Annotated in this window: 38 protein-coding genes; 19 read left to right on the top strand and 19 right to left on the bottom strand. The window is 66.4% G+C overall.

The genetic code is table 11. The features are described 5' to 3' along the window. Positions 1-26: 26 nt before the first annotated feature. The gene (locus tag QT386_RS00280; RefSeq protein WP_289271722.1) at positions 27-497 is read right to left on the bottom strand and encodes a tRNA (cytidine(34)-2'-O)-methyltransferase; all 471 of its coding nucleotides are present in this window, start codon (positions 495-497) and stop codon (positions 27-29) included. Continuing rightward, positions 494-799 carry a DUF2007 domain-containing protein gene (locus tag QT386_RS00285; protein WP_289271723.1) on the bottom strand — a complete coding sequence of 102 codons (306 nt, stop codon included), beginning with the start codon at positions 797-799 and terminating at the stop codon, positions 494-496. Before QT386_RS00285 ends, QT386_RS00280 begins: the two co-directional genes overlap by 4 nt. Before the next feature lie 93 nt (positions 800-892). On the opposite strand from QT386_RS00285, the gene QT386_RS00290 reads away from it, so the two are divergent. Continuing rightward, a complete protein-coding gene (locus QT386_RS00290) occupies positions 893-1186 on the top strand; it encodes a hypothetical protein (protein WP_289271724.1) in 294 nt (97 codons plus the stop codon). 223 nt (positions 1187-1409) lie between these two features. On the opposite strand, the gene QT386_RS00295 is transcribed toward QT386_RS00290, so the two are convergent. Beyond that, a complete protein-coding gene (locus QT386_RS00295) occupies positions 1410-4163 on the bottom strand; it encodes a pitrilysin family protein (protein ID WP_289271725.1) in 2754 nt (917 codons plus the stop codon). 103 nt (positions 4164-4266) lie between these two features. On the opposite strand from QT386_RS00295, the gene ampD reads away from it, so the two are divergent. The 3 genes from ampD to QT386_RS00310 are packed head-to-tail and all read left to right on the top strand — an operon-like array spanning position 4267 to position 6529. Next, a complete protein-coding gene (gene ampD, locus QT386_RS00300) occupies positions 4267-4824 on the top strand; it encodes a 1,6-anhydro-N-acetylmuramyl-L-alanine amidase AmpD (RefSeq protein ID WP_367401371.1) in 558 nt (185 codons plus the stop codon). Next, positions 4821-5690: a regulatory signaling modulator protein AmpE gene (gene ampE, locus QT386_RS00305; RefSeq protein WP_289271727.1), complete on the top strand. Its 870-nt coding sequence runs from the start codon at positions 4821-4823 to the stop codon at positions 5688-5690. The genes ampD and ampE overlap by 4 nt, the downstream gene beginning before the upstream one ends. After that, on the top strand, positions 5690-6529 hold the full coding sequence (locus tag QT386_RS00310) for a cobalamin-binding protein (protein ID WP_289271728.1): 840 nt from the start codon (positions 5690-5692) through the stop codon (positions 6527-6529). The genes ampE and QT386_RS00310 overlap by 1 nt, the downstream gene beginning before the upstream one ends. Positions 6530-6893: 364 nt before the next feature. Here QT386_RS00310 and QT386_RS00315 read toward each other — a convergent pair whose 3' ends face one another. The 11 genes from QT386_RS00315 to QT386_RS00365 all read right to left on the bottom strand — a co-directional run bounded on the left by QT386_RS00315 (position 6894) and on the right by QT386_RS00365 (position 14563). Next, on the bottom strand, positions 6894-7418 hold the full coding sequence (locus QT386_RS00315) for a phage virion morphogenesis protein (RefSeq protein ID WP_289271729.1): 525 nt from the start codon (positions 7416-7418) through the stop codon (positions 6894-6896). Positions 7419-7524: 106 nt separating this feature from the next. Further along, positions 7525-8832: a phage minor head protein gene (locus tag QT386_RS00320; protein WP_289271730.1), complete on the bottom strand. Its 1308-nt coding sequence runs from the start codon at positions 8830-8832 to the stop codon at positions 7525-7527. Beyond that, the gene (locus tag QT386_RS00325) at positions 8825-10339 is read right to left on the bottom strand and encodes a DUF935 family protein (protein ID WP_289271731.1); all 1515 of its coding nucleotides are present in this window, start codon (positions 10337-10339) and stop codon (positions 8825-8827) included. The genes QT386_RS00320 and QT386_RS00325 overlap by 8 nt, the downstream gene beginning before the upstream one ends. Further along, entirely contained in the window at positions 10336-10674 is a 339-nt protein-coding gene (locus tag QT386_RS00330) for a hypothetical protein (RefSeq protein ID WP_289271732.1), read from the bottom strand. Before QT386_RS00330 ends, QT386_RS00325 begins: the two co-directional genes overlap by 4 nt. Next, positions 10671-12323: a phage terminase large subunit gene (gene terL, locus QT386_RS00335; protein WP_289271733.1), complete on the bottom strand. Its 1653-nt coding sequence runs from the start codon at positions 12321-12323 to the stop codon at positions 10671-10673. Before terL ends, QT386_RS00330 begins: the two co-directional genes overlap by 4 nt. Then, positions 12316-12552, bottom strand: coding sequence for a hypothetical protein (locus QT386_RS00340; protein WP_289271734.1), 237 nt, complete (start codon positions 12550-12552; stop codon positions 12316-12318). Before QT386_RS00340 ends, terL begins: the two co-directional genes overlap by 8 nt. Continuing rightward, positions 12552-13049 (bottom strand): DUF1804 family protein, encoded by a 498-nt coding sequence (locus tag QT386_RS00345; protein WP_289271735.1) that lies wholly within the window; start codon positions 13047-13049, stop codon positions 12552-12554. Before QT386_RS00345 ends, QT386_RS00340 begins: the two co-directional genes overlap by 1 nt. Continuing rightward, positions 13049-13420, bottom strand: a complete 372-nt coding sequence (locus tag QT386_RS00350) for a hypothetical protein (RefSeq protein ID WP_289271736.1) — start codon at positions 13418-13420, stop codon at positions 13049-13051. Before QT386_RS00350 ends, QT386_RS00345 begins: the two co-directional genes overlap by 1 nt. A gap of 51 nt (positions 13421-13471) precedes the next feature. Continuing rightward, entirely contained in the window at positions 13472-13993 is a 522-nt protein-coding gene (locus tag QT386_RS00355; RefSeq protein WP_289271737.1) for a hypothetical protein, read from the bottom strand. Beyond that, on the bottom strand, positions 13986-14324 hold the full coding sequence (locus tag QT386_RS00360; protein WP_289271738.1) for a hypothetical protein: 339 nt from the start codon (positions 14322-14324) through the stop codon (positions 13986-13988). Before QT386_RS00360 ends, QT386_RS00355 begins: the two co-directional genes overlap by 8 nt. Next, on the bottom strand, positions 14321-14563 hold the full coding sequence (locus QT386_RS00365; protein WP_289271739.1) for a hypothetical protein: 243 nt from the start codon (positions 14561-14563) through the stop codon (positions 14321-14323). Before QT386_RS00365 ends, QT386_RS00360 begins: the two co-directional genes overlap by 4 nt. A 30-nt stretch (positions 14564-14593) precedes the next feature. On the opposite strand from QT386_RS00365, the gene QT386_RS00370 reads away from it, so the two are divergent. Continuing rightward, complete coding sequence (locus QT386_RS00370) at positions 14594-14947, top strand: hypothetical protein (RefSeq protein WP_289271740.1); 354 nt, start codon at positions 14594-14596, stop codon at positions 14945-14947. Positions 14948-15040: 93 nt separating this feature from the next. On the opposite strand, the gene QT386_RS00375 is transcribed toward QT386_RS00370, so the two are convergent. The 4 genes from QT386_RS00375 to QT386_RS00390 form a co-directional block, all read right to left on the bottom strand. Then, complete coding sequence (locus QT386_RS00375) at positions 15041-15592, bottom strand: lytic transglycosylase domain-containing protein (RefSeq protein ID WP_289271741.1); 552 nt, start codon at positions 15590-15592, stop codon at positions 15041-15043. 73 nt (positions 15593-15665) lie between these two features. Further along, positions 15666-16217, bottom strand: a complete 552-nt coding sequence (locus QT386_RS00380) for a hypothetical protein (protein WP_289271742.1) — start codon at positions 16215-16217, stop codon at positions 15666-15668. 496 nt (positions 16218-16713) lie between these two features. Beyond that, on the bottom strand, positions 16714-17136 hold the full coding sequence (locus QT386_RS00385) for a hypothetical protein (protein ID WP_289271743.1): 423 nt from the start codon (positions 17134-17136) through the stop codon (positions 16714-16716). A 103-nt stretch (positions 17137-17239) separates the two neighbouring features. After that, the gene (locus QT386_RS00390) at positions 17240-18016 is read right to left on the bottom strand and encodes a S24 family peptidase (RefSeq protein ID WP_289271744.1); all 777 of its coding nucleotides are present in this window, start codon (positions 18014-18016) and stop codon (positions 17240-17242) included. A gap of 39 nt (positions 18017-18055) precedes the next feature. Here QT386_RS00390 and QT386_RS23275 point away from each other — a divergent pair, with 39 nt between their 5' ends. The 14 genes from QT386_RS23275 (at position 18056) to QT386_RS00455 (ending at position 26253) form a co-directional block, all read left to right on the top strand. Then, positions 18056-18274 carry a helix-turn-helix domain-containing protein gene (locus QT386_RS23275; RefSeq protein ID WP_367401365.1) on the top strand — a complete coding sequence of 73 codons (219 nt, stop codon included), beginning with the start codon at positions 18056-18058 and terminating at the stop codon, positions 18272-18274. Positions 18275-18295: 21 nt separating this feature from the next. Next, positions 18296-18775, top strand: a complete 480-nt coding sequence (locus tag QT386_RS00395; RefSeq protein WP_289271745.1) for a hypothetical protein — start codon at positions 18296-18298, stop codon at positions 18773-18775. A 342-nt stretch (positions 18776-19117) separates the two neighbouring features. Beyond that, a complete protein-coding gene (locus tag QT386_RS00400; protein WP_289271746.1) occupies positions 19118-20086 on the top strand; it encodes a hypothetical protein in 969 nt (322 codons plus the stop codon). Continuing rightward, complete coding sequence (locus QT386_RS00405; RefSeq protein WP_289271747.1) at positions 20083-21942, top strand: transposase; 1860 nt, start codon at positions 20083-20085, stop codon at positions 21940-21942. Before QT386_RS00400 ends, QT386_RS00405 begins: the two co-directional genes overlap by 4 nt. Before the next feature lie 2 nt (positions 21943-21944). Next, positions 21945-22679 carry an AAA family ATPase gene (locus tag QT386_RS00410; RefSeq protein ID WP_289271748.1) on the top strand — a complete coding sequence of 245 codons (735 nt, stop codon included), beginning with the start codon at positions 21945-21947 and terminating at the stop codon, positions 22677-22679. Further along, entirely contained in the window at positions 22679-23137 is a 459-nt protein-coding gene (locus QT386_RS00415) for a hypothetical protein (RefSeq protein ID WP_289271749.1), read from the top strand. The genes QT386_RS00410 and QT386_RS00415 overlap by 1 nt, the downstream gene beginning before the upstream one ends. Continuing rightward, positions 23137-23460, top strand: coding sequence for a hypothetical protein (locus QT386_RS00420; protein ID WP_289271750.1), 324 nt, complete (start codon positions 23137-23139; stop codon positions 23458-23460). The genes QT386_RS00415 and QT386_RS00420 overlap by 1 nt, the downstream gene beginning before the upstream one ends. A 3-nt stretch (positions 23461-23463) precedes the next feature. Further along, positions 23464-23640, top strand: coding sequence for a hypothetical protein (locus QT386_RS00425; RefSeq protein ID WP_289271751.1), 177 nt, complete (start codon positions 23464-23466; stop codon positions 23638-23640). Continuing rightward, a complete protein-coding gene (locus QT386_RS00430; protein WP_289271752.1) occupies positions 23637-23945 on the top strand; it encodes a hypothetical protein in 309 nt (102 codons plus the stop codon). Before QT386_RS00425 ends, QT386_RS00430 begins: the two co-directional genes overlap by 4 nt. Continuing rightward, positions 23942-24202: a hypothetical protein gene (locus QT386_RS00435; RefSeq protein WP_289271753.1), complete on the top strand. Its 261-nt coding sequence runs from the start codon at positions 23942-23944 to the stop codon at positions 24200-24202. The genes QT386_RS00430 and QT386_RS00435 overlap by 4 nt, the downstream gene beginning before the upstream one ends. After that, on the top strand, positions 24199-24402 hold the full coding sequence (locus tag QT386_RS00440) for a hypothetical protein (protein WP_289271754.1): 204 nt from the start codon (positions 24199-24201) through the stop codon (positions 24400-24402). The genes QT386_RS00435 and QT386_RS00440 overlap by 4 nt, the downstream gene beginning before the upstream one ends. Continuing rightward, positions 24399-25106, top strand: coding sequence for a hypothetical protein (locus tag QT386_RS00445; protein WP_289271755.1), 708 nt, complete (start codon positions 24399-24401; stop codon positions 25104-25106). The genes QT386_RS00440 and QT386_RS00445 overlap by 4 nt, the downstream gene beginning before the upstream one ends. After that, positions 25106-26020 (top strand): DNA cytosine methyltransferase, encoded by a 915-nt coding sequence (locus QT386_RS00450; protein ID WP_289271756.1) that lies wholly within the window; start codon positions 25106-25108, stop codon positions 26018-26020. Before QT386_RS00445 ends, QT386_RS00450 begins: the two co-directional genes overlap by 1 nt. After that, entirely contained in the window at positions 26017-26253 is a 237-nt protein-coding gene (locus QT386_RS00455; RefSeq protein ID WP_289271757.1) for a hypothetical protein, read from the top strand. The genes QT386_RS00450 and QT386_RS00455 overlap by 4 nt, the downstream gene beginning before the upstream one ends. Positions 26254-26276: 23 nt before the next feature. On the opposite strand, the gene QT386_RS00460 is transcribed toward QT386_RS00455, so the two are convergent. Beyond that, on the bottom strand, positions 26277-26411 hold the full coding sequence (locus QT386_RS00460) for a hypothetical protein (protein WP_289271758.1): 135 nt from the start codon (positions 26409-26411) through the stop codon (positions 26277-26279). Positions 26412-26567 lie beyond the last annotated feature (156 nt).

Raw genomic sequence — 26567 nt, forward strand, 5'->3', positions numbered from 1 at the left:
TCGCCGCCGCAGGCGATGACATTCAGTCATCGCCCAAGCGCGCCGGCGAACCCCATCTGCCGCCAAGCCTCGAACACCGCGATCGACGCCGCGTTGGACAGGTTCAGGCTGCGGTTGTCCGGACGCATCGGCAGGTAGATGCGCTGATCCTCCGGCAACTCGTCGATCAGTTCCTGCGGCAGCCCGCGCGACTCCGGGCCCAGCAGCAGCACGTCGTCCTCGCGGTACGTCACCCGGTCGTAGCGTTGCTTGCCCTTGGTGGTGAAGGCCAGCAGGCGCGAGCCGGGCAGGGCCGTGCGGAAGGCGGCCCAGTCGGCGTGGTGGCGGATGTCCACGAACTCTGCGTAGTCCAGCCCCGCCCGGCGCAGCGAGGCGTCGTCGGTGCGGAAACCCAGCGGGTGGATCAGGTGCAGCCGGGCGCCGCTGTTGGCGCAGAGGCGGATCAGGTTGCCGGTATTCGGGGGAATCTCCGGCTGGTACAGCGCCAGGTTGATCATGTCGTCCGCGGCTCCCCGCAGGACCAGCAGGTCTCGAAGGTCATCGGTGAGGCCTCGCCGCAGGCGCAGTGCCACTCGGCATGGGAATGGCGGCGGTGCTCGTACTGGCGCAGCAGGGCTTCGGCCTGCGTCCGGTCGCGCTCATCCTGCAGGACCAGCTTCGGGTAGACGTCGGCCCCCAGTTCCCCGCGTCCGCTCCACAGGCCACTGCCCAGCACGCTGCAGGAAATCCCGTGCGCGGCCAGGTACTCCCGCAGGATTTCGGCCTCGATGGGGTCGGCGGCGAGGTAGAGCGTCTCCATGGGATCGTCGGGGTGGGCAGGACTTGATTGACAGCTTTCGAAGCGGCGCCTAAGCTGCTGACGCTACATGATATTCGAGGTTGGGGGAAAGTCATGAAACTGTCTCACGTCGCTGCCGCTGCCATTCTCGCCCTGAGCGCCAACCTGGCGCAGGCCGATGAGTACCGCGAAGACGCCGGCACCACGCCGTCCGGTGCCGCCATGGCGGCCGATCTGATCCTCGTGCGCCCGCTGAGCGCCGTCGCCACGGTGCTGGGCGTAGGCCTGTTCGTGCTGAACCTGCCGCTGTCGATCGTGCAGGGCGAGCCGCCCTCCGCGCCGGCGCAGCGCTGGATCGTGGAGCCGGCGCGCTACACCTTCTCGCGCCCGCTGGGCCAGATGGAATGATTTTTTCCAGGGTTTCATGAAAAAGCCGCCGGCAATGCCGGCGGCTTTTTTGTTTGTCCCGATAAACTTTTCTCGGCCGTTCGCACTGAGCTTGTCGAAGTGTGAGTGGTCCGCGCGCCGACCGGCCCGTACTTCGACAGGCTCAGCACGAACGGTTCGGAGGCAACGGCCCTGCGTTGCCGCCCATGGCCGGTCGCGAATCCTGCGCGATGATCTTCAGCCGTCAGCGCAGAATCTTGCCGTCAGCGTCGAGCACGGTGACCTCGCCCCAATCCAGCTTGCGCACCCCCGCCTCGATCTTCTCCAGGTCACCCACGATCAGCCAGGTCAAAGCCTGCGGCTGAACCAGGCGCTGCGCCGCCGCGTTGACCGCGCCGGTGTCCAGGGCCTCGACCTTGCCGACCAGGTCGTTCCAGTAGCTGTCGGGCAGGCCAAACTTCAGTAGCGTGCCGTAGGACATCGCGATCTCGCCGGAGGTCTCGTTGGCGCCGGGCAGGCGGCGCACGGTGCGGTCCTGGGCGTCGCGCACCTCCTGCTCCTGCAGCGGGCGCTTGCCGATCAGTTCCTGGTACTCGCGCAGCAATTCCTTGAGCGAATCCACGGTCTTGTCGGTCTGCACCGGCGCACGCAGTGCGAACGGCCGCTGCGCCTGCGTGGCCATCACCTCGCTGCGCACGCCGTAGCTCCAGTGCTTGTCCTCGCGCAGGTTGAGGTTGGTGCGCGACAGGAAGTCGCCGCCGAAGGCGTCCGCCGCCAGGCGCATGGCGATGTCGTCCGGATCGCGCAGCGGCGGCGCCAGCTGCGCGGCCAGGATATAGGACTGCTGGCTGCCGCTGCGGTTGATCAGGAACACGCGTGGCTTCTGCGGCAGCGCCACCTCGGCGAGCTGCTTCTGCGGCGCCGGCTCCGCCGGGGCCTTCCAGGCCCCCAGGTGTTGCTCCAGCAGCGGCCGGATGCGTGCCTCGCTGGTGTCGCCTACCACCAGCAGCGTGGCGCGGTCCGGGCGCATCCAGCGCGCGTAGAACGCCCGCAGGTCGGCTACCGAGAGCTTCGCCAGCTGGTCCTCGTTGCCCAGGCCGCTGAGCGGGCCGGAGTAGGCGTGGCCCTCGCCGTAGATCAGGCGCGGGTAGACGCGGGCGGCGATGCCTGCCGGCTGCGCCTTCTCCTGCTGCACGGCGGCGATGATCTGCTGGCGGATGCGGTCCAGCTCCTTCTGTGGGAACACCGGGTGCAGCAGCACGTCGGCGAACAGCTCCAGGGATTCCGGCAGGCGTCCGCTCAGCGCGTTGAGCGACACCTGGAAGCTGTCGAGGTCGGCCATCGCCGCCAATTCCGCGCCCAGGGTCTCCTTGCGCGCCGCGATCTGCAGCGCGTCACGGGTCGGCGTACCCTCGTCCAGCATCTCCAGCATCAGCCGCGCGGTGCCCGGCGTGCCGCCCAGGTCCGCGGCGTAGCCGGCATCCACCAGCAGGCTCAGCTGCACCACTGGCGCGCTCGGGTATTCCGCCAGCGCCACCTTCAGGCCGTTGGACAGGGTGAAGTGCTGCAGCGGCGGCAGGCGCAGGTCCGGCGCGTCGCCGCGCGGCGGCATCTTGGAGCGGTCGGCGCCGGATTCAGAGGTGCTGTACTCGGGGAAGGGCTCCACGGTCAGCGTGAAGACGCCGTCGTCCAGCCAGGCGCGCGCGGCGCGCTGCACGTCGGCCGGGGTGGCGCGGCGGATGCGGTCGGCCTCTTCAGTCAGCGCGTCCGGCGAGCCGCAGTAGACCTGGTAGGTAGCCAGCACACCGGACTTGCCGGCGCGGCCGTCGATCTGCTCCAGGCCGCGCACGCGTGCGGCGAAGTAGCGCGTCTTGGCGCGCTGCAGTTCCGCCGGCGTCGGGCCGGTCTGCAGGAAGCGCTTCAGCTCCTCCTCCATCACCCGGTCCACCGCCGCGGCATCGCCGCCCGGCTGCACGTAGGCATCCAGCGTCATCGGCGAGGCGATCTCGAAGGGGTAGCTGGCGCTGGATACGGTGGTGGCCGTGCGGTCGCGGTAGACCAGGCGCTGGTACAGGCGGCTGGTGCGGCCGTCAGCCAGGATGCCGCCGGCCAGGTTCAGCAGCGTGGCGTCAGGGTCGCACAGGCCCGGCGTGTTCCAGACCTTGATGATGCGCGGCTGCGGCACGCGGTCCTGCAGCACGCTGCGCTTGGCGCCCTGGCGCTTGGCCGGCCAGGCGTCGATGCGCTCGCGCACCGGGCCGGCAGGGATGTCGCCGAAGTACAGCTTCACCTTCTCCAGCACCTCGGCCGGCTTGATGTCGCCGGCCACCACCAGGGTGGCGTTGGCGGCGCCGTAGTGGGCGCGGAACCAGCTCTTCACGTCGTCCAGCGTGGCTGCGTTGAGATCTTTCTCCGAGCCGATGGTGGTCCAGGAGTAGGGGTGGCCCGGCGGATAGATCGAGCGGGTGATCACGTCCCAGACCCGGCCATAGGGCTGGTTCTCGCCCTGGCGCTTCTCGTTCAGCACCACGCCGCGCTGCTCGTCGAGCTTGGCCTGGTCCACCGCGCCCAGCAGGTGGCCCATGCGGTCGGATTCCAGCCACAGCACGCGATCCAGGGCCGGCGTCGGCACGTTCTGGAAGTAGTTGGTGCGGTCCATCCAGGTGGTGCCGTTGATCTTGGTGGCACCGGCCTCCGCCAGCGGGCGGAAGAATTCGTCGTTGTGGTTTTCCGAGCCATTGAACATCAGGTGCTCGAACAGGTGGGCGAAGCCCTGGCGTCCCGGCGGCTCGTCCTTGCTGCCGACGTGGTACCAGACGTTCACGGCGACGAGCGGTGCCTTGTGGTCCTCGTGGAGGATCAGCGTCAGGCCATTGGGCAGGATATGCTTCTCATAGGGAATGCGCAGGTCCGGGAAGACCGGTTGCGCGGGGGCGGTGGCGGTGGCATTCCCCTGCGACAGCAGCAGGCCCAGCGCGACGGACAGCGCCTTTCTCATTGGTGGGTTCCCCTGGAAATCTCTGGATTCTTCTGGAAAAGCTTCGTACGGTTATAGCGTGACCGGTTCATCGACACCACAGCGGGCGGTGGGTTCCGCGGCGATCCTGCTGCCGGACGGCCTGCTGCGCGGCGCCCGGCAGCGGCCCTCGCCGAACCAGGACCCGCGGCCCGATCCCGCGGACGTCAGCCTGCTGGTGATCCACAACATCTCGCTGCCGCCGGACCGTTTCGGCGGCCCGTGGATCGACGCGCTGTTCACCAACACCCTGGACCCCAAGGCCCACCCCTATTTCGAGACCATCCACACCCTGCGCGTGTCGGCGCACTTGTGCATCTTCCGCGATGGCCGCGTCACCCAGTACGTGCCCTTTGGCCGCCGCGCTTGGCATGCCGGGGTGTCGAGCTTCGAGGGCCGCGAGCGCTGCAACGACTTCTCCATCGGCATCGAGATGGAGGGCTGCGACAGCAAGCCCTTCACCGCCAGGCAGTACGCCCGCCTGGCCCGCGTCACTGCGGCGCTGCTGGCCGCCTATCCGCGCCTGACGCCCCAGCGCATCACCGGACACTCCGACATCGCCCCCGGCCGCAAGACCGACCCCGGCCCCTGTTTCGACTGGACGAGATACCGCGGCGCGCTCACAGGTAAAGTAGGCGCATGAACCTCATCGGCATCCTCATCGCGCTGCTGCTGGAGCGCCTGCTCGGGCAACTGCCCGGCTGGGGGCGTCCGCTGCTGTTTCTCGGCTACGTGCGGGCGCTGATGTCCGCATTGCCCTTCCCCACCCTATGGCGCTCGCCGGTGGCGCTGCCGCTGCTGCTGCTGCCGCCGCTGCTGCTGATCTGGTGGCTGTCGGACCTGTTCTCGCACCCCCTGGCCGAGCTGGCCTGGTCGTCCCTGGTGCTGCTGCTGTGCCTGGGGCCGCGCGACCTCGCCGAGGACGTGCATCGCCTGGTGGAGGCCCGCGACGCCGGCGACGGCGAGCTCGCCACCCAGCTGGCCGCCGCCCTGCAGCGCGGCCCGCAGCCGGACGCGGGCCATCGCTCACTGCTCGGCGCCCTGTTCATCCAGTCCCACGAGCGCCTGTTCGCCGTGCTGCTGTGGTTCTTCGCGCTGGGCCCGGTCGGCGCCGTGCTGTACCGCTGCCTCAGCCGCCTGCCGCGCCTGCTGCGCGAGACCGTGCCCGACAGTCCCGCCACGCGCTTGGCCGACCTGCTGCACGGCGCCTGCGCCTGGCTGCCCGCGCGCATCACCGCGCTGCTCTATGGCATGGCGGGCAGCCTCGACGACGCCATGCAGACTTGGCGCCAGCTGCTGGCCGAGCGCCAGCACGGCTGGCGCTCCCACACCTGGGCCGTGCTGGCGGAGGTGTCCAGCGCCTCCATGCGCGCCGAGGAGCCGGACGGCCGCGTCGTGGTGCCGGCTTCGCTCCAGGCCAGCCTGGATGAAGTGCTGCGCATGCAGACCCGCGCACTGCTGATCCTGCTCGCCTTCTTTGCCCTGTTTGCCACCGGCAGCATGTTCTGATGAAACGATTCTCCGCGGTTGTGCTGCTGGCCCTCTCCGCCGTCCTGCCGGCCCAGGCCGCCGAGCGCATCGTCACGCTGGCGCCGCACTTGGCCGAGCTGGTCTGTGCCGCCGGCGCCTGCGACAAGCTGGTGGGCGTGGCCCGCTACACCGACGAGCCCGGCGCGCGCGGCAAGCCGGTGGTCGGCGACGCCTTCACTGTGAATATCGAGGCACTGCTGGCATTGCGCCCGGACCTCGTCCTGGCCTGGGGTGGCGGCACCTCGCCGCAGTTCATCCAGCGCCTGCAGGCCGTCGGCATCCCGGTGCGCTGGGTCAGCGTGCGCAAGCTCGACGACGTCGGCTCCGCCGTGCAGCAACTCGGCGTGCTGCTGGACACCCGCCCGGCCGCCGACAAGGCCGCCGCCGCCTACCGCAAGCGGCTGGCCGGCCTGCGCGAGCAATACCGCGGCCGCGCGCCGCTGAACGTGTTCTACCAGGTGGAGGTGAACCCGATGTTCACCCTCAACGACAGCAGCCCGATCAGCGAGGCGATCCGGCTTTGTGGCGGCGTCAACGTCTTCTCGGGCGCCCGCAAGCTGGCGGGGCCGGTCAACGTGGAGTCGGTGCTGGCCGCCGCGCCGGACGTGATCGTCTTCGGCAAGCAGGACATGCCGCAGAAGATCCGCGAATTCTGGAAGAAGTGGCCGCTGGTGCGCGCCGTGGCGCACAAGCAACTCTACGAGATCGACGCCAGCACGCTGACACGCCAGTCGCCCAAGGTACTGGATGGCGTACAGGAGCTGTGCAAGGTGCTGGATACGGCGCGGCCGGTCTACCTGGATCTGCCGAAAAACTAGCTTTTCTTGCTGCGGATCTCTGTGACGGGCTTTTCCCGAACCGCTCATGCCGAGTGCCGCATAGCGGCGTATCGAGGCACGCGCTGCAGCGCGGGAGGCGGCCACGAAGCCGCTCTGATGCGGTGAATCTGTAAGGGTTTATTTCACTCTTTCCCACCTTGGAGGGGGATGTTAGGAATGGGACAAGAAAAATAAGCCCCCAACCAAAAAAAGCCCCGAAGTCTCAATGAGATGAAGCGAGCAAAAATAAACGGCCAAAACTGGCGTTGAGACACGAAAGTGCGGGCGCTCGCACACATTTGGTGGAAAAAAATACCGGGAAAATCTCCATTGAATGCCGGTTAAACGGCGTGTTAATGGCGCTTTAATCCGACAGGTAGCTGTCCAACAGGTCGCCGATCTCCTCGCGGCCTCGATCCGAAAGACCCATCTGCGGCCTGGCTGGAAGCGTCGAGCCAGGGTGCTGAACGGCTCCATAAATCCCGCCGCCGAACGCCAGCGCCTTCTTGTTCCTGGGCTTGATCGTATGCGGCCGGGTGGTGCCGCCCTGGTTCTGGATGGCGGCCTGCACCTTGTTGCTGCCGATCCGGGCGAAGTCCGGGCCGGAGTCGGTCACGTAGCTGACGGCGAGCTGGCCGCTGCGCTGCATGATCTTCCCCGGCCAGTGGCCTTCCTTCCTGCGGGACTCGATGGTGCTTGCGGCCAGCTTGGCCCAGGGCACGCCCGTGGTCGGGTCGCTCTCGGTCTCGAAGGCCTGCTCGGTCTCGTCGGCCAGCACCCCCGCAACCCCCGCCATCAGCTCGCTGGCGTCCTGGGTCAGGAGCCGGGCACGCTCAAACCAGCGATCCACGCCCGGCTTGTCGATCCGGAAAACCAGGGATTGAGACATCAGGGCTCCGGGCTTACCATGCAGGCACCTGGCGTCGGGCAGCTCCCGAGCCCCTCCGGCAAGCCCGGATGATGAGGTCCAGCGGAGGTGCTTCCTCCGCGCCAGGTCATCTCACCTTCTCCATCTTGCGGCGGATTTGCGTGTTCGCCGCGGCCTCGTTTGTCTCGAAGAGCGACAGCAGAAACAGCCGCTCCCGCTTCTCGTCCACCTTCACCGACGCCCGGTACAGCCGGCCCTCCAGGGCCAGCAGCATGATCCGGCGATCGTCGGCCTTGTAGACCTCGCCCTGGTCGATGATCTTCTGCAGCTTCTGGTAGTCGGCCAGGCCGATCTCCGGGTGCGCGGCGATGTGCTCAATCAGGGTGGTGGACGACATCCACACCGTCTGCGACTGGGTGCCCAGGGCCTCGCGGGTGGTGTCATCCAGAATCCCCAGTGGGTACTGCATCGACGACTTCCCGTTCCGGGACATCAGTGCCCCAACCTGGCGGGGCTTCAGGGTCGGGTCAAACTTCAGCTCGTCATCGACCGCCCGCTGCCAGATCCGGAACCACCGGGTGAACTCCGGGCCGGTGACTACGCCCTCGGTGAATTGCTTGGCCGTGTCGGCCGGGTAGCGGTCCAGCTCGGGCATGTAGGCGGCCCGCGCCGGGTTGTAGTTCCAGCCGGGGTCCGTCCACATCGTTGTGGGCTTGCCGTTCTGCCCCAGCACCCGGATGCCCGAGACCTCGGCCCGGCGGATCTCGCCGGTTCGCAGATCCACGCCGGCATCGACCTCGCGGGTGCTGATGCGCCCCTCCGACTTCTCCACCTCCAGGCCGCGGTCAGCGAGGTTGCGGTCCGACAGCGCCCGCACGCGGCAACGGCAGTTGAATCCACAGGGCGGCCAGTGGGTGGCCCAGATGGGATCGTCCCAGCGGAACACCCGGCCGTGCATGGCGGCGTGGGTCGGCCGGGTTTTCGCGTCCATCACCGCCACGTACTGGAAGTAGGGGCGGTGCTTGGCGTTCTTCGCGAACTGCTCGTAGCGGCCCGCCATGTAGGCGGTCTGCAGGTTGGTGCGGTAGATGGTCTTCAGGCGCTGCGGGCTGCCCAACTGGACGCGCTCGGTGGAGCCGTCCGGGCTCACCGAGAACTGCTTTCCCCACCACCCCTTCGCCTGCAGGACCGGCGTCAGCTGGTTTTCGAACCAGCGCTCCGTCTTGCCCTCCTTCAGGGCCTGCTCGACGGCGCCGCGGATGTCCCCCAGGACGTCCATGCGGGTGGCCTTGGCCACCGTGAAGGCCCTGGCATTGGCCTCCTGCCAGGTGTCCTGCCAGTTCCAGCTGATCCGGTGCCCCTTCTGCTCGAAGTAGCGGATCGCCGCGGCAGGCGGCAGGCCGATGGCATGGGTCAGATCGACGGGGTCAGCCATCCGGGTTGTCGCCCGCGCTCAAGCGCCCCCAGACATCGCCGATGAAGATCACCCGCGCCAGCAGGTTTTCCAGGGCGCGATCATCCATCTGCGGGTAGAGGCTCGCGAGGTCCGCGAGCAACTCGGCCGGATCGACGCCTTGCTTCACCCGCTCGAGCAGCGGGCGCAGCAGCTGCGCCGAGATGCCCTGCAGCTCGGCCGACAGGTCCACGTCGTCGATCGCGTCCTGGTCAGGGAACAGCGTGCCGCCGGACTGGGCGAACTCGGCCGCGGCGGCGGCGATCAGGCCCGGGGGTGGCAGGGCCGGCGGCGCCTTGGCCGCGGGCTGCATCTGGTCCTCGGGATCGTTCGGGTCTGCCAGCACAATGGCCAGATCCTTAGCCATCGCCTTGCGGCTCGGGTTGCCGCCCTTCTCAAGGAAGATGCCGTAGACCTCGGCACGGTCCTTTGAGCCCGCTTCCTCGCTGGCGAACTCGCTGGTCGGCGGATTGGCGCCCGGCACGTTGAACTGGGTGATCAGCCGCCAGAGCTGGTCCAGGGTGTAGGCGATGCTGTTGCGGTCGCCCTCATTGACGTCGGCAGATCGGCCGCGCGCGGTCTCGGCCGCGGCTCGGGAGCCCGACCCCGGTTGCTCGGTGGACAGGGTCTGTGACGACAGCGCCTTGCTCATCTCGGCGTTGCAGGCCTCGATCAGCAGGTGCTGCGCGAGCTTGCCACCGCCGGACGCTCCCTTTACCTCGTGAAGCTCGATCGACTCGTCATCAAAGATCACCGCGCATGACGCTTCAACCATCTCCTCCAGGGCCTCGTACAGTTCGTCGGCCTCCTTTTCCCCGGTGCCGCGCGGCACTTTGCCGACCGGGTACGGGATGCCGAAGCGCTCGCAGAACTTCACGAACCAGCGGAAGCCAGCGTCCTTGAACATCTTGTGCCACAGGCAGGACGACAGCAGCGCCACGCCGTACGGGTTGTCGTAGCTCGGCATGTGCCGGTTCTGCAGGAAGTAGGCTTCCTCCGCCGGCACGCCAAACATGGGCTGCTCTCGGGTCAGCAGGCGCAGCTCACCCTGACTCCCATAGCCGAACCGCCGATTCGGCCTGTCCAACAGACGCTCCGGCAGCAGCAGGCTTCCGGAGCGGGTCCAGACAATTTCGTGATACGACCTGGCGCGAAACGGCGCCCTGCCGATATTCCAGATCGTGTCGTTCCAGGTCAGGCCGGGGGCTGGCGGGCGATCGAGCACTGAGCGGCAAATCTGGTAGGCCCGCTGATCCGGCGCCGAGTCGCTCGCCGGGTTCAGGGTGTGGGTGAATCGCTGAAGGTCGGCCCGGATCAGGCGCAGTTCGCCCATCACATGGCTGTCGGCCTCAATCACGTCGAACACCTCCTCGGACCGCCCTGACTTCCGGAGCACGGTGTCCGGGTTCGGCAGCATGGCTAGCGAGGCATAGAAGCGGGGATCAGTACCGCGGCCGGCAAGCTCGCCGGGGGTCGGAAGTGTGCTCATGAGGTCACCCTGGGAGCCGGAAACCCGGCCCTGGAACTGGCTTTGAAATGTGCTTCAAGCCCCGGGCGAATGCTTTTTCGAAAACCGGAAAGGGCTTGACGGAGGGCGCCGTTACGGCGCGTATAGATACAGGCGGCCATTAACGAAACAGGAGCCGCCATGAAAAAAGAAACTAATGAAAACAAGCCTAGTAACTCCAACAGCAAGACCGACTGGTGGAGGCTGGCGAACCAGATCTGGTTCGTCGGCAAGGTGATCGAATCAGCGCCAGGCTGGGCCGAGAAGGTCATCCACTGGATCGAAACCATCAGCAACACCATGATGTAGCCGATCACGATCCGTACCCCTGGAGCATTTCGGCCGACTCCCGCTTGCGACGCCTGCCGCCCCCACCAGGCGGCCGGGTGCCGCGCACGCCCTTGAGGGCGATCTGCCACAGCATCTCCACCGCGTCCGGACCGTCGTCGTGGCCGTCCGGCCACTGCTCGAACTGGTCGATCAGCGCCTTGTGGTTGCGGTTGAACAGGATCAGGCCGTTGGCCATGTGCGGCTGCAGGCTCTCGATGCGGAGATCCTTGTTCTCCGCCGTCTTGATGCCGCGAGCCGGCACCGGGATCTTGGCCTTGGCGGAACGCTTCACCAGCTCGTCCTTCAGGAACTCCTGGAAGGCGGTGCTTTCCACGCCCCAGAGCTGGCAGCCGTACTCCTTCTGTAGCCGGATGATGTCCTCAATCTGCCGGTCCGGAACGCGCCGGGCCACGATGGCCTCCACCACGCTGAGCTTGCCCTCGTCGCGGTCCATGGCGCCCACCACCGTGGCCGCCGGGTCGTTGCGGTTGGAGCCCTTGCCCATCGACGGATCGTGGGCGCCGTAGTGGGTCCAGTTCTTCTTGACCAGGACGTAGTAGCGGATCGACCCCACGAAGGGGTGGCCTTCCGGGTCCACCGGGTTGTGCTGGTGCTCGGTGTCGAAGGCTTTTCGGTCCTCGGCCCGTAGCTTCATCAGCACCAGCAACGGGCGCACCGAGGGCCAGCTCACCTTGGCGCCGGCCTCCATTTCCACCTGGTGCAAGCGGTGGAAGCCGTCCGCCGCCACCTCGGAGTCGTTCAGGAAGATCTCTTCCCACTTGTCCCACAGGTCCATGCGGTCGGGCCAGCGGTGGATGCTGGGCCACAGGTGCGAGGTGGCTTTCCAGCGTGGGTTCTTCACCGTGCGCAGGAACACCGCATCCGGGTAGAGCACGGTGCCCACGTAGATCTGGCGCATCGAGCCGTCAGGCGGGCCGAGGTTGGCCACCACCTTGCGCAGCCAGGCCTCGCGCTTGTCGCGCCAATCCTTCGACTTCACGTTCTCGTCGTTCTCGAAGTCGTCGATGAACACGAAGTCCGGGCGGTGGGCACCAAAGCGGCGTCCGCGGATCTTCTTCCCGGCGCCGAACACCTCGATCATGATCCCGTTCACCGAGACCATCTTGGACACGTTCCAGATGCGCCCACGGCCACAGGCCTCGGGGAAGTCCTGGATCAGGCGCGGGTTCACCTCCAGCTCGGCCTTCACCGCATCGAGCATCATTTCCGCCTGTTCCTTGGCGTCCATGATCAGCGGCATGTAGTGGCTGAGCCCGTAGCAGATCCGCCAGATCGCGTGGAGCTGGATCAGGATGGTGGACTTGCCCTCGCCGCGGGGCGCCGCCTCGGCGCACCGGGCGCCGGGGGTGTCCTGCATCATCACCGGCACCGTGTAGGCATGCAGCTGGAAGATCGACGGCGCCTTGGCGCTGTCGATGAAGTGCGGGAAGTAGGTCTCGCAGAAGAACTGGTAGTCGGTGCGGGCGCGCTCGCGGCGGCGAGCGCTCGCGGCAGGGTTCACCTCGAAGCCGGCCACCTGGGCTTCGATCATGGCGCGCTGTTCCTGGCCGAGCAGGGCCAGCTCAGCCAGGAACTTCTTCCGCGTCAGCTTGCGGAACTCGATAGCCCTACCCATGGCGCCGCCACTTCCAGTGGTTCCGGCCAAACACGATCCACAGGCCGATGTTCATCGGCACTAGGCCCCAGGCCTGCGCGGCCACGATCCACACCAGCCAAAGCGCCTGGTTGGCCAGGCCCACGGCCCAGGCGTGGCGGTGCTTGTTGCCGGCGAGCAGGGCCTGCCACAGCGTGATCGCGCTGAGCAGCCACGGCAGGTAGTCGCGGATCAGCTGGAGCACGTCCATCAGCCGAACTCCGTCGCCAGCTCTTCGCCGAAAGGCTCGATGATCTCCACCAGTGCGGCCTGGTGCTGCGGGAAGTGCTCCATGCAGAACTTCACCAGCAGCTTGATCACGTCCATCCCCCAGGCGAGCTTGGCGATAGCAGGGTCCACGGCGCCGGAGGCCTTCACCGTCTTGGCGTAGGCGTCGGCCAGGCGGCTGATCGCCTCGGCCTTCTCGACCGCATCCAGCTTGTCGCCCTGGATGGCGGCTACCGTGGTCTTGAACAGGGGGATGAACTCCTCCAGCACCAGGCGCGTCAGCGCCTTCACGCCGCCATCACCCACGTCCTCGGCCTGCCGCGCACGGTCCCAATCGTCGCCGCGCTCCAGGGCCTGTTCCTTCCAGGACCGAGCGGTCGAATAGGAGATGTCCAATAGCGCAGCAGCCGCTTTGAGCGGCTGCCGGTCCACGACATAGCTGCGGCGCAGCTGCTTTCGCAGGTCGGGATCGTGAGCCATCAGGGGATACCCACAACCCTCTTGAGGAATTCCCAGCCCACGGCGACCACGGCGGACGCGCTGCCGCCCACCACGGCGCTGGACTTGTGGCTCTGGCCCTTCAAGCCCTCGATCTTCTCGTGCGCCTGGTTGGCGCGCTCCAGGGCCAGATCGGCGGTGTTCTTGACGCTCTTGATGTGGTTGCCTTGTTCATCCAGGCGCTGACCCACAGCAAGGTTCAGATCGTCCAGGCGGCGCGTGTTCGCGGCATGCTGGTCATCCATGCGTCGGTTGATCGACTCGTTCTGAGCCGCCAGCAGCTCGCGGATGCCCTGGAGGGTTCCCTTGATCTCCCCCACATCCTTAGCGAACTGTTCGTTTCCGGTGCTCACGTCTTCTGGTCCTGGCGGCATTCGCCCCTCGATGTCGCTTTGAAAGTGGTTTTAAAGGGCCAGGCCCAGCGCAGCTGCCAGTAACAGCCGGTTGAACCAGCTCTCCCAGGCGTGGGCGATGCTCTCGCGCCGCAGCTGCGTCTCGGCCTCGGCCCAGCGGCGGCCCAGGTGGTTGCTGAACTGCTCTTGGTCCTGCGCCTTGCTCAGCAGCGCGTTGTAGGCGCCCTGCAGCTCGTCGAAGCCCACCGAGCAGGCGCCGGCAATCTCCGTGTTCTTCTCGGCGATCTCGTCGCGGGCCAGCAGCTGCTCGGCCGCGCGGGCGTCGAAGGTCACCAGGTCGCCGGCCGGGCTCTCCAGCAGCTGCGCTATAGGGCGCGAGGGCAGCGGCGCCGGCTGTGCCATCTCCACCTCGGCCTGCTGCAGCTGCGAGAAGTAGCGGGACTCCGGCGGCTGCACCGGCGCCAGGCCGCAGCCCGCCAGCGCGAAGAGCACCAAGCCCAGGAGGATCAGGATCACCACGGTCAGGCCCACGCTGTGGTTGGCCTGGTAGGGGCAGCGGTTGCGGCTAGTCACGGTTCCACCTCCGGACGGTCTCCGCCGCGGTCGGGTGCCCGGCGGTCTCCAGCTTCTTGGCGATCACGTCCGCCTGCTGGCGGGCAGCCTTGGCGATGTCGGCTTGCTTGCCCATGCGGTCCATCGCCCGGTGCTGGTTGGTGATCTGGCGCTCCAGATCCGTGTAGGTGCCCGGCACCTTCTCCGGCAGATCGCTGGCCCGCTTGGCGGCCTCGGCCCGCGAGAAGGCATGGCGGCGCTGCAGCACGAAGAGCGCGGCCAGCGAAAGCAGGCCGATGATCCACAGGTGTGAGCGCAGCCAGGCGGCTGCAGCGTGAAGGCGGGCGATCACTGGGGCGGCTCCGGCGGCGTGGGCTTCACCTGGTCCACCACGCGGCCGACCATGCCCAGCACCAGCACGGCGATGGTCACGGCATGCACCAGCCAGCCAGGCACATCGGCCTTCATGCTGTCTGGTAGCTCCAGCCACGCGCCCTGCAGGGCGATGCTCAGGAGCATCGCGTGCATGCAGAACCAGCGGTAGCACTCGCGCCAGTCCGGAACCAGGGAAGGCTTCTTGATGCTGGGCATGGCTACAATGCCTCCAAGGGAGATCGGAACATGAAGCGGAACGCAGAAGAGGTCGCGGAGGGGCTGCTCGCGCTGTTGAAGCAGTGGCCTGACCTGGTCAAGGCAAAGCTTGCGCGTGAGATGGACCCCGGACTGGAAGCGCCCGCTGTCGCTGTCATGCTCACCATCGTCGAGACGGGCGAGCTGAACGCCTTCAGGACGGCGGCGCGGCCGGTGCAGAGGATGGCGGCGACCCTGACCATTGATTTCATGGCCAAGCTCATGGGGCCACTCGCCCACGTGACTTGGGACGTGCCCGAGACCGTGCAGGGGCCTGCGCTCGCTCGCCATGTGATTGCTGCCGAGATCCGGCGGGCGCACCCTCGGCTCGCAACGCGGCACTGACGGCAGAGCGCTCAGCCCGCATCGCGGCACTGACGGCCGCCCGCGTAGCTTCCAGGCTCGTGCGGGATTCCAGGGTGTCGATCCTGAAGGCCATCAGCCGTTCCCGAAGCCGCCCGCACGGGCGACCTTGTCCACGTAGACCTGGTTCTCGAACAGGCTGGTGCCATCCTGCCTGCGGGGCGAGCCGGCATTGAAGGCCGCGGCCACGCCGCGCCAGCCGTGTTCCTTCTGGAAGCGGCGCGAGAGGTTGGAGAGATGGCGACAGCCGTACTCCACGCCCATGTGCGTGGAGCAAAGCTGCGGGAAGTGGCCCTTCATGCCCAGCTCGCGGGCCACGCCACCCATCACCTGCATCGGCCCCCAGCTGGCGGCCTGGCCCCACCACTCGGCATCACGGTCGCCCGCGCCGGAGAGGAAGTCAGGGGGCGGCAGCTCGGAGGCGATCTCCAGCGCCGTGACAGGGCGGAACGGCCGGTTAAGCCGGACGTCCCAGAAGTAGCGGTATTTCGGCTCGGGGTTCCAGCCGAAGATGTCGCCGCCGCTCTCCACCTTGATGATGGCGAGAATCAACGGCAGCGGCAGGCCAAGATTCTTGGCGCAGATCCCTGCGGAGAGGTGAAGCGGGCTGCTGAGCGCGGTGTCCATGGCGCGCAGCTTCGCGCGCGCGGGACACTAGGTCAGGGACTGAAATGTTTCACACACAGCAAAAGGCAGCGGCTCAATACGCTGAGAACTCGCCGAAGTCGAGGAACTGGGCCAGTCGCTTGTTCAGCCAGGGGATTTCAGAGAACAGGTCTTTGTCCTTGGGCTCTCGACGATCGAAGCCCATGGCTACCAGCATCTCATTGTGGCAAATGAGGTTTAGCGTCGTGAGGAGCGGCGGCTCTTCCGCCTCGATGGCAAGCCGGGACTCTTTGCACTTGCGAAGATCCGCATCCGAGCTTTCGGGGGTGCATACCATGCCGGACTCAAGCTCGATGAATCTCCGCCGGTATTCGCTATGGCGGCGGGCCATCTCAGATGGCGTGTAAAAGAGATCGAGTGACTGCACTGCGGCCACGATCAGCGAGGCTGTCAGCGCGATGGAATTGCCAGAGGCGTCGCCTATCAGCGATGCGGCAGCCGCGCTGCCCGACACTACGGAAATCCAACCGGTCAATCGATGCCAGCGTTCGAAGAAAGCCTGTCGGCGCATGTGATATCGCACCGAACGCCTGACATGGAAAAGCAGGTCGGACCAGGTGTCCTCCAGCTTATTCAAGTCAGTCATTCTTGCTCTCGTCGTCGCCATCCTTAGCCGGCTGCCGTCGAGGTGCGCGCCTGCTGGCAGCCACCATGGGGGCGCTGGATTGGAAAAACTCGACGTATGTGCCCACTTGACCTTTCGAAGGAGGTTTTTTTGCAGGCTTGCTGGCTGCAGCTGCAGCGCGTTTTGGAGGGGGCTTGCGGCCGCTCATTTTTTTTCATCACCGGTATCGCTACCGCCACCACCTTCGCCTGGGCCACGGCGAGGCGCCGGCCGAGACTGCGCGACTTCAGGGAAGCTTTTGATTAGCTCATCCTGGGTACGGTGCCTCCCACCGGACTGATCGCTGTTGTCGGCGCGGCCTCTGCCGGTGCCGCTGTCAACGCCTGGCGGGAAACGCCCCTTCTTCTCATCTGTCATAGCCGTTCCTCAAAAGTGCTGCCAGAAAATGTATTTGGCGCCACCATCTTTACCCTGGGCAGATATCCGGTGGGATCATGCCTCCGCTGAACATCCGCCATCAGCGCCCCAGTCGGCGGATGAAGTAAAACGATCCATCAGTTTCAAAGCTCAACGAGCCGAACTCTGCGACCACTGTTCTGTTGCCGAGCTGAGCTTTGTGAAGCAGGTACCTATGCATGTCGGCCGGGCGATCAAAGAACTTGCCGAACACCCTTTCGGAAAAGTCGAAGCAAACACTTCCCGGGGTAGGCCATAGGAATGCCCCTGACTTTTCGTACATCGAGCATTGCCACGCGACCACATCAGCGTCGTCGATTCGGTTACCTATGATCTCCAGGAACCCGGAGTCAGCGCCGCTGATGTCCCACCGATGGCGAAGGCGACCGTTATTGCTTCGACTTGGTTCGCGGGCCTTGATCGGAAGCTGCGCTGTAACAAACTCGGAGTCAATCAGCTTGGCTTTCAGGATCGCATCCGGCATGCCGCGGAGTATCTCTGTCGAAGCCGGGCGCGGCTGAAGGGGCTGAGCGTGAGCAGCGGGCCAGCCGAGCACTATCGCAATAACGGCCCCCAATAGTCTTGTCTTACCGAAGCCCACGATTCCGCTCTCTGCCGTGGCGCACGACATTGCCAATGATCTCGATGCCATTGCCGATCAGGCCCTCTTTCACGTTGAACGGTGGGTGCTCCTCGGCGTTCATGCTGTAGACCTCGATCAATGCCTGAGGCTCACCGGGCAAGCGGCGCAGGTATTTGCAGATGTACTCCTCGCCGATCTGCACCACGTAGATCTCGCCGCTGCGGATCTGGCGGTCGCTTGCGTTCACAAGGATCACGTCTCCGTCGCAGATTTCCGGGAACTGGGAGTTGCCAATGATCGATGCCTCGAAGAGATCCGCATCGAGTAGGCCTCGCTCAGCGAGGTAGTCGCGGCGATAGGCATTGAACTTCTTAGGCGGTCGATTGAAGACAACAACACGGCCGCCGCCTGCCCCGATCTCAACGTCATAAAACGGAATCCAACGGTAGTCGGCCGGGCTTACGAGAAATTCTTTGCTCCCGACCTGCACGCTGATCTGGCTGCTCATGCTCAGCGGAGCCGACCTACTCGCGTCGAACAACTGCGGCCCTTGATCCCTACGGCCGACCGTCACGTAGAGCGGGTCCACGCCAATGTCGGCCAGCGCCGCCAACTCCGTTCCAGGGATCAGCCCGCTTTTAAACCAGTTGTACAGCGTGGCGCGGGACGCCCGGATTACATCCTCGGCCTTACCCACGCCTCCAACACGTTTGACCTCTTCCTCGAGGCGAACGCCTATTGGGCTAGACGGCCCCTTGATTTCGTCAATCTCATTGGACATACTCTGTCTAACCCGGTTTACAAATGAACCAAAAATCTAATGAGCAAGAAATCGGTAACCGCCCGCATCTACCTTGCTGGATCAAGCCCCAGCGAAATCGCTGAGGCATTGGACATCACGCGATCTGCAGTCAGTCGGGTCATCCATGGCAGAGGCACCAGCGAGCGCGTTGCTACGCACATCGCGGACCTCTTGGACTCCGCTCCCTCGCGGCTCTGGCCTGGCAAGTACCAGAGCCAGTCTCGGCGTTCGGCGTAACTGTATCCCGAGTCCAAGTTCATGTCGCCGGCAAAACCCAAGCGAGTTTTTTCCAGCAACCAGGGGGACCTGTTCCCTGGCCTGGATCAGCCGCCGGTCATCCACCGCCCGAACGCCCCGGACCTGACGGTGGCAGCCGAGTTCCTGGGCAAGGTGGATGGCGCCATGCGCCGCGCCAGCTCCAGCCGCAACGTCAGCCGCGCCCGGATCGCCGACCGCATGAATCTGGCGCTGCCCGGCCTCAAGAAGCCGATCACCAAGCGCATGGTGGACAGCTGGATGGCGGACTCCAAGGAGTTCCACCAGCTGCCGGCCATCTACCTGCCGGCCTTCTGCTGGGCAGTTGAGGACGACAGCGCCATGCACGTCCTGGTCAACGCCCTGGGCTGCGAGATGGTCGATGCCGAAGAGATCGCCGCCAAGCAGATCGGGGAGGCCACGGTGGAGATCGCCGTACGCCGCCGCCAGGTGGCCCTGCTCACCCGGAAGCTCGGCCGATGACTCGCCGCCGCCGCTCCCGCCGCCGGCCCCTGCCGCGCGCCACCACCAAGGCCCTGATGCGCCGGGTCTGCAATTTCGCGACAGCCCCTCACGTCGATCCGCTCGACGCCGAGTGCCTGCTCGCGCTGCTCCTCCGACCAGCCCTGCAGTGGGCTGGTTGCCAACTCCCCGGCCGCGACGGTGGCCGGGGCTTTTTAACCCCTTCAGAGCCGTTCCGAGAGGACCATGAGCACTACTAAAGAAACCGAAAAGCGTGTGCGGGCGCCCGCACACGGCGAGAAAGATTCTCATCTGGGAGTTGTGCGGGCGCCCGCACACCGTGAGAATCATTCTCAATTGGCCATGCCCGCACAGCTCCAGGCCTACCTGGAGCAGACGCTGGGCCGCTTCGAGTCCATAACCGGCGACGTCGAATCCCTGTGGGCGGCCGGCAAGCGCGGCCTTCAGATGGAGACGGCCGGCAAGATCCTGGCGGGCCGTGCCTTCCAGGAGCTGAAGAACAGCCTGCTGCCCGGCCAGTTCAGCGCCGAACTGGCGAGCCGCATGATCGCGCGCCGCAGCGCCTATGACGCCATCGAGGTCTACGAGCTGTTCGCGGCCCTGCCGGACATCGGTGTCGTCCAGGCGCTGGCCCAGCTGGGCATTACCAAGGCCATGGCCATCAAGGCCTGGGACAAGAAGGACCAGCAGGCGCTGGCCAGCGGCAAGGCCGTGCGCGGCATCACCTTGGACGCCGCGGTGGAGATGTCCACCCGCGAGTTCGACGAGAAGATCCGCGACCCCGAGCTGGTGAAGGCGGACAAGAAGATCGCCACGCTCGAAGCCGCCAAGGAAGGCCTGCAGGCGGAGCTGAAGGACCTGAAGGGCCAGCTCCGGCATCGCTACGACAGCATCAACATGCCGGAGTTTGCGGCGCATGCGCGCCAGGAAGGCGTGGCCCTGGCCGAGCAGATCACGCTCTCGCTCACCGCACTGGAAGACCTGGTCACAGACCGGCTGATCGACAACAAGGAGGCCAAGCAATTCCCGGACTGGAAGAACCGCGCCGCCGGCACGGTGTTCCACTCGGCGCTGTCCGCCCAGGCCCGGATGCAGGCGCTGCTGGAGCGCATGCGCGAGGAGTTCGGCGATGCGGTTACCGGCAAGCTGGATTTCGAGTTCACGCTGAGCAAGGGCGAGGCCGAGATCGCCAAGGACGCCCTGGGCGTCATCCAGAAGCGCCACGCGGATCTGGCCCACAACCGTGAGGCCGACCGCAAGAACCAGAAGGGCGGCCGCGGCCGTCCGATGGATAAGCGGGCCGTGTCTTGAGCGCCGTCCTTCAGCTGCATCAGCCGGGGCTGCTGGCGCCCACGACCACCGACCCTCTGTCTCTGTTGACGGACAGCCAGCGCGACGAGGCCATGCGGATCGAGGCCCTGATCATGCCGGCCATCAAGAAGGTGCGCGGCGGGCTCAGCGTCCGCGCGGCTTCGGACTGGCTGTGGAAGGTCCACAAGTGCGAGCTGCAGTGCAGCCAGAGCACCGCGCGCCGCTGGCTCTACGCCTACTTCCAGGAGGGCGGCCTGATCGCCCTGGCGCCCAAGTACACCGGCCGCGTCCGCAAGGATGGCGGCTGGGAGGCCCGCGCGCTGTACTACCGCCGCCTGCCCAGCTGCGCCAGCTACGCCACCATCGCCGGCTGGCTGGTGGATGACGACGGGTTCGATCCGGCGGACGCGACGCCGAGCCGCGTGCAGCGCTACCTGGAATCGCTGCCCAAGGATCAGACCGACTTCCACGGTGACCGCGTCGGTCACCACTTCCGCCGCCTCAACCTCACGCCCAAGAAGATCCGCGACCGCTTCGTGGTGCCGGTGGGCATGCTCTACCAGGGCGACGGTCACTCGCTGCACTACTACGTGCGCCACCCGAACACCGGCCGGCACTGCACGCCCGAGCTGACGCCGTGGATGGACATCGGCAGCCGCTACATCACCGGCTTCTTCCTGGGCTACAGCGAAAGCGCGGTGCAGACGCTGTACTCGCTCTCGGACGCCCTGCGCACCCATAACCATGTGCCGGCGCTGCTGCACGTCGATCCGGGCAGCGGCTTCAAGAACAAAGCCATGTGCGATGCCGTCGCCGGCTTCGCTCCGCGCATCGGCGCCGAGATGATGACGGCCCTCGCCGGCAACGCGCCGGGCAAGGGTGACATCGAAGGATTCTTCCGCTGGTTCGAAGAGCGCCACGGCAAGAAGCAGTCCAGCTACAAGGGCAAGGAGGTCGCGCAGGAGTTCTTGCGCAACCTGGAGAAGCGCATCGAGCGTGGCGATATGTACGTGCCGTACTGGGACGAGGCGCTCGAAGGCATCCGCGCCTACATCACCCGCTACAACGAGAAGAACCAGGAGAACCTGGGTGGCGTCAGCCCAGCCAAGCTCTGGGAGCGCCTGGAGCGCAGCGAGCTGCACATCCCGGCCAACGTCCTGGTCCGCCCCCGCGAGATCCGCGTGGCCCGCAGCTACGACGTGGCGATCTTCAACCGCGTATATCGCGCCGCCGAGCTGAAGGCCTACGAGGGCCTGCAGGTGCAGGTGGAGTACGACCTCCACAACGACGCCGTCGTCTGGCTCTACGACGTCAAGGGCCGGTTCATCGCCCAGGCCGTGAAGGTGAAGGACACGCCGTTCCTCTCGCAGAGCCGCATCGAGGACCTGGCGATCAAGCAGCGCGATGCCGCCATCGGCCGCCTGGAGCGCAAGGCCGAGATCATCCGCGCCAACCACAACCGGCCGATCACGGCCGCCAGCATGGTCGATCAGCTGGAGGGCAACGCGCCGACCGAGCTGCCGTATCAGGCACCGGCCCGTGGCCAGCCCTCGCGCCCGGCCGAGATCATCGACATGGATGCGGTGCGCGCCGAGATCCGCGAGTCCGAGCGCGCCGCCGAGAACCCCGCGCAGCGCTTCGGGCGCTGGTTGTCGCTGCGGGCCTGCATCCAGGCCGGCGAGCAGCTCGGCCAGGACGATCAAGAGTGGTTCCAGATCTACGGCACCAGTGCCGAGTGCCTGGGACACCTCGACGTGTACGAGGCCTTCGGCACGGTGCCGGGCCTCGCAAACGCAAAGGGCTCCGCGCCAACGGAGCCCTCTGCAAGTACCTCTGAAATCACCTGGGAGTCCTGATTATGCGAAGCAAGATCGTGCCCGTCAAAAACATCGGCCGCCTCACGGGATCGGCCCGCGCCCTGACCAACCGCGCCCCCGGGGCCCCTGGCATGGGCCTGGTCGTCGGCCTGGCTGGCGTCGGCAAGAGCAAGACCATCGCCTGGCTCACCAATCGCCCGGAGTTTCCCAGCGTCTTCCTGCGCGCCTTCGCCACGTCCTCCCCGGCGTCGATGCTGATCACGCTCTGCGAGGAGCTGCGCGTCCATCCGGGCGGCAGCAACGCGCTGATGGTCAAGCGCCTGTGCGAGAAGCTGGTGGAGACGCCCAAGAGCATCTTCATCGACGAGGCGGACTACATCGTGGACAGCAAGCGCCTGATCAACACGTTCCGCGATCTCCACGACATGACGGACACGCCCATCGTCCTGATCGGCGAACCCGGCATCGAGGCGAGGCTGCAGCACATGCACCGCATGACCAGCCGCATCGCCGAGCACGTCATCTTCGAGCCGCTGGACCTCCAGGACATGACCCTGGCCGCGAAGGAACTGTGCGAGGTCACCATCGCCGAAGACCTGGTGGCCCACATCCACGCCGCCACCAAGGGCAACTTCCGCATGGCGGTGGTGGCCATGGGCCGCATCGAGCAGCAGGCCAGAGCGCGCGGCCTGGCCACAATCTCGCTCGACCAGTGGGGTAGCACCAAGCGCCAGCTCTTCACGGGCGAAGCCCACCCGACCGCCAAGGCCGCCTGATGGTCCCCCGCATCTCACCGCCCGCGGACTCCGAGCGCCAGCGCATGTGGAACACCATGCGCCAGCTCAAGCGCTGGGACACAGCCGACCTGGAGGCCACGGCCGACGTGTCGAAGAACCACGCGCAGCGCTTCGTCATGGCTCTGGTGGAGGCTCAGTACGTCGTCCTGGTGACCCCTGCGGGCCGCGGCCGTAACGGCCCGCGGGCGATCTACCGGCTGGTGCGCAACACCGGCCCGGTGGCTCCGCGGATCACCGAGCAGGGCATTCTGGACAACAACCTGGTCAGCCCGTACTCGCTGCCGCCGCATAAGCGGGTGACCAAGCATGGGCACGCCTTCCTCAAGGCGCTGCGCGAGCTGGTGGACGCCGTCTCGCAGGGGCCGAACTCCAAGGCCCTCCGCGCGGCGCTGCAGCAGGGCCGTGACGTTCTCCATGCCTACGAGGAGGACGCCTGATGCAGGAGACCTGGCTTGAAGTCCTGCGCACGGCCTGCAAGGCGAAGGGGCAGCGCGTGGTGGCCACCATGATCGGCTACTCGGATGCGGTCGTCAGCGCCGTCCTGTCGGGCAAGTACAAGGGCAACCTGAAGGCCGTTCAAAGCGCCGTCGAAGGCGCCCTGCAGGGCGTCACTGTCGAGTGCCCGGTGGTCGGCGATCTGCCGCGGCAGCGCTGTGTCGAGCTGCAGCGCGCACCCCGCAGCACCGCCAACCCCACGGCGGTCCAGCTGCACCGGGCCTGCCGCGGTGGTTGCCCTCACTCCCTGATCGCCAAGGAGTAGCGCATGCACATCGAAACCCAACCCATCCCCGTGGCGCCCGTTGAGCGCATCGGCGAGTGCGACCTCTGCGGCCTGGTGGATCACCACCTGGTGCTGGACGCCTGCCCGAGCTGCAACCAGGGCCACAACCTGCTGCCGGCGCCCGCCGCGCCCAGCACCCCCGATCAGGAGATCGTATGAACCTGCTCCACACTGCCAGCACCGATCAGTCGATGCTGGTCCTCAACCGCCGCACCCAGTCCCGCCTGGACGACGTGAACGACGCCACCCGCGCCCTGCGCACCTTCGGCGTCAAGGTCATCCGCCAGAACATGCGCCTGGGCAGCAACAAGCGCCCGCTGCTGCAGCTGCAGCAGGGCACCGAAGAGCTGCGCGCCGAGCTGCTGCATATCGTCAACGGCATCGGCGACACCGGCCCCCAGGTGATGGGGCAGTTCATGAACGTGGACGTCTGCTTCCCGCTGCTGATGAAGGTGGCCGGATGAAGACCGACTTCAGCACGCTGGCCTGCGACATCCATGACCTGGTCACCCGCGAAGGCTCCCTGGACGTGGACACCATCCGCGAGCGCCTGACGGTGGCCAGCGCCAACCGTTACGCCGCCGCCCTGCGCGAGCTGCAGAAGGCCAACAAGGTCCACCGCTCCGGCGGCGTCATCCGCCTGCCGGGCGACCACGCCGAGCGCCCCAGCACCCTCCACCAGGCCCGCCGCGCTGCTCGCGTGGCAAGGGCGGCGGCATGAGCACGGTCAAGGCAACGCCGTACTACCTGTTCACGCGCGAGCAGCTGCTGGGCGCGCTGGAGGCGTATGGGCAGCAATTGCAGGTGCTGGGCGGCGCGGTGCAGGGCACCGTGCTGGAGTTCCTGGACAGCGATGTGGCGAAGGAACACGGCCTCGTCGTGGCTCCGGCTCCGATCCCGGTCGGGGATAACACGGTATGAACAAGAGCACCGTTCCACTGCTGTCACAGGATGCAGCCCAGGACGCGGCAGCACTCTTGGAAGATGACCGTGCTCGCGGCTCGTCTGCCTTCGCCCCTTTCGAGACCACGGAAGCCCTCCGCGCGATAGCGGACGGCCGCGCCATGGTGATGTCAACCTCTGACCGGTTCGTTCCTGGCGAGATGCACTGCGCCAAATGCAGATTCTCCCTGACCCGCACGAACCTCTATCTCGGCAGCGGGACAGTGGGACCCGGCGACAGCAAGACCGAGCCCTGCCCGAATGGTTGCGGGCCGCTGTGGCCGGTGACCTGGGAGCAGTCCGCTCGTGAAGCCTGGAAGCGCTGCGAGGATCTGCACCAGCACCTTCAGGAAGCACAGGCCAGTGCGACGCGATACACCTGGTTGCGCAGCCGCGATCTCGAAACCATCACGCGCGGCGGGGTGTTTGCCGGGCTCACCCCTGACAACGTCATCCTGAATGGCGTGACGTTGGACGACGCTATCGACAAGGCTTCGGCAGCGAACCTGCCTCCCCCTTCGCTCCAATCGGTGCTGCTCCGCTTCAGCGAAGAGCTGCGCAAGTACTGGGAGGAGCCGGCAGAGCACTGCACCGATCCAGCGTGCGATGAGTGCCGGGACAACCGGGCCGCGATGGCGCTCGCTGCGGCCATCGACGTGGCGGCCGGCTGGGGGCGTGCCTGATGAAGGTCATTGACATGTTCTCTGGCGCTGGCGGCCTGACCACGGGCGCGATCCAGGCCGGCGCCAAGGTCGTTTGGGCGGCGAACCACAACCAGGATGCCGTCTACTACTACAAGGCGAACCATCCCGGCGTTCCCTGTGTGAAGCAGGACCTGCATCAGGCCGACTGGTCGCAGATCCCCAGCCATGACGCCCTGCTGGCGGCTCCGGCCTGCACTGGGCACACCCCGGCACGCGGCAAGGATCGCCCGCATCACGACAAGGACCGCAGCACCGCCTGGGCTGTGGTCAGCTGCGCCGAGTACCACCGCCAGGAGATAGTCGTCGGCGAGAACGTCCCGGCCTTCCTCGCGTGGGAGCTTTACCCGGCCTGGGAGTACTCGATGCAGAAGCTCGGCTACTGCGTCGAGCCGCACATCGTGGACTGCGCGGATCTCGGTATCCCGCAGCACCGGGTGCGCCTGATCCTGGTCTGCACGAGGTCCAAGGCTCCGCTGAAGCTGAAGCTGCCCCAGCGCCCCCATCAGCCGATCTCCGGTTTCATCCAGTGGGACAAGCACCGTTGGAACCCGATCAACAAGCCGGGCCGCAGCACCAAGACGCTGGCCCGCGTCCAGTCCGGCCGCTCGCGCTTCGGTGATCGCTTCGTGATGCCGTACTACACGCGCGGCAGCGGCACCACGGGGCGCAGCCTGGACCGCCCGCTGGGCACGGTGACCACCCATGACCGCTGGGCGCTGGTCAATGGTGACCGCATGCGGATGATCCAGGTGCCGGAGTACGTGGCCGCCATGGACTTCCCCACCAACTACGTCCTGCCTGCCGCGCGTGATCGCGCGATCAAGCTGCTGGGCAATGCGGTTCCCCCGACCTTGGCGCGTGACGTGATCACGGCCATCAAGGAGGCCGCGTGAGCACCCACAAGTGCCCGATCTCCAGCTGCACCTGGCAGGTGCCGGATGACCGCCTCATGTGCCTGAAGCACTGGGAGATGGTGCCCACCTTCAAGCGGCGGCAGGTAACCGTCGAGCGAGATGCCGTGCGCAAGGCCGGGACCGCGCAGACCCGCCAGGCCGCGCAGCTGCGCTACGTGAAGGCCCAGCGTGCAGCCATCGACTCCATCAGCCATCTGGCGGTGCTGCCGTGACGGTCTTTCGCATGGTGCAAGCGTCACCGGTCGCTCCTGCGGCGCTTGCGCCGGGCCAAGCGATCGAGTGTGCGCTCAGCGTTCCGCGCCGCAAGAAGGTGCAGCAGCGCCACGAGTGCGAGGGGATCAATGTGAATGGTGATGTCGGCGATGAACATGGGCTTCCTGTTTCGTTTGTCCGACACCCATTCAATACCAACTTTCTGGCCCGTCAAGATGTGACCGGTTCTGCATCACGGATTTTCACGGGAACTCACGGATTATCAGTTGGACTCCGCCGCCTGCCGATTGTCCGCGCAGTCAATCGCATGTCA

The sequence above is a fragment of the Solimonas sp. SE-A11 genome (genome assembly GCF_030345715.1).
In the GTDB taxonomy this organism is placed as follows: domain Bacteria; phylum Pseudomonadota; class Gammaproteobacteria; order Nevskiales; family Nevskiaceae; genus Solimonas_A.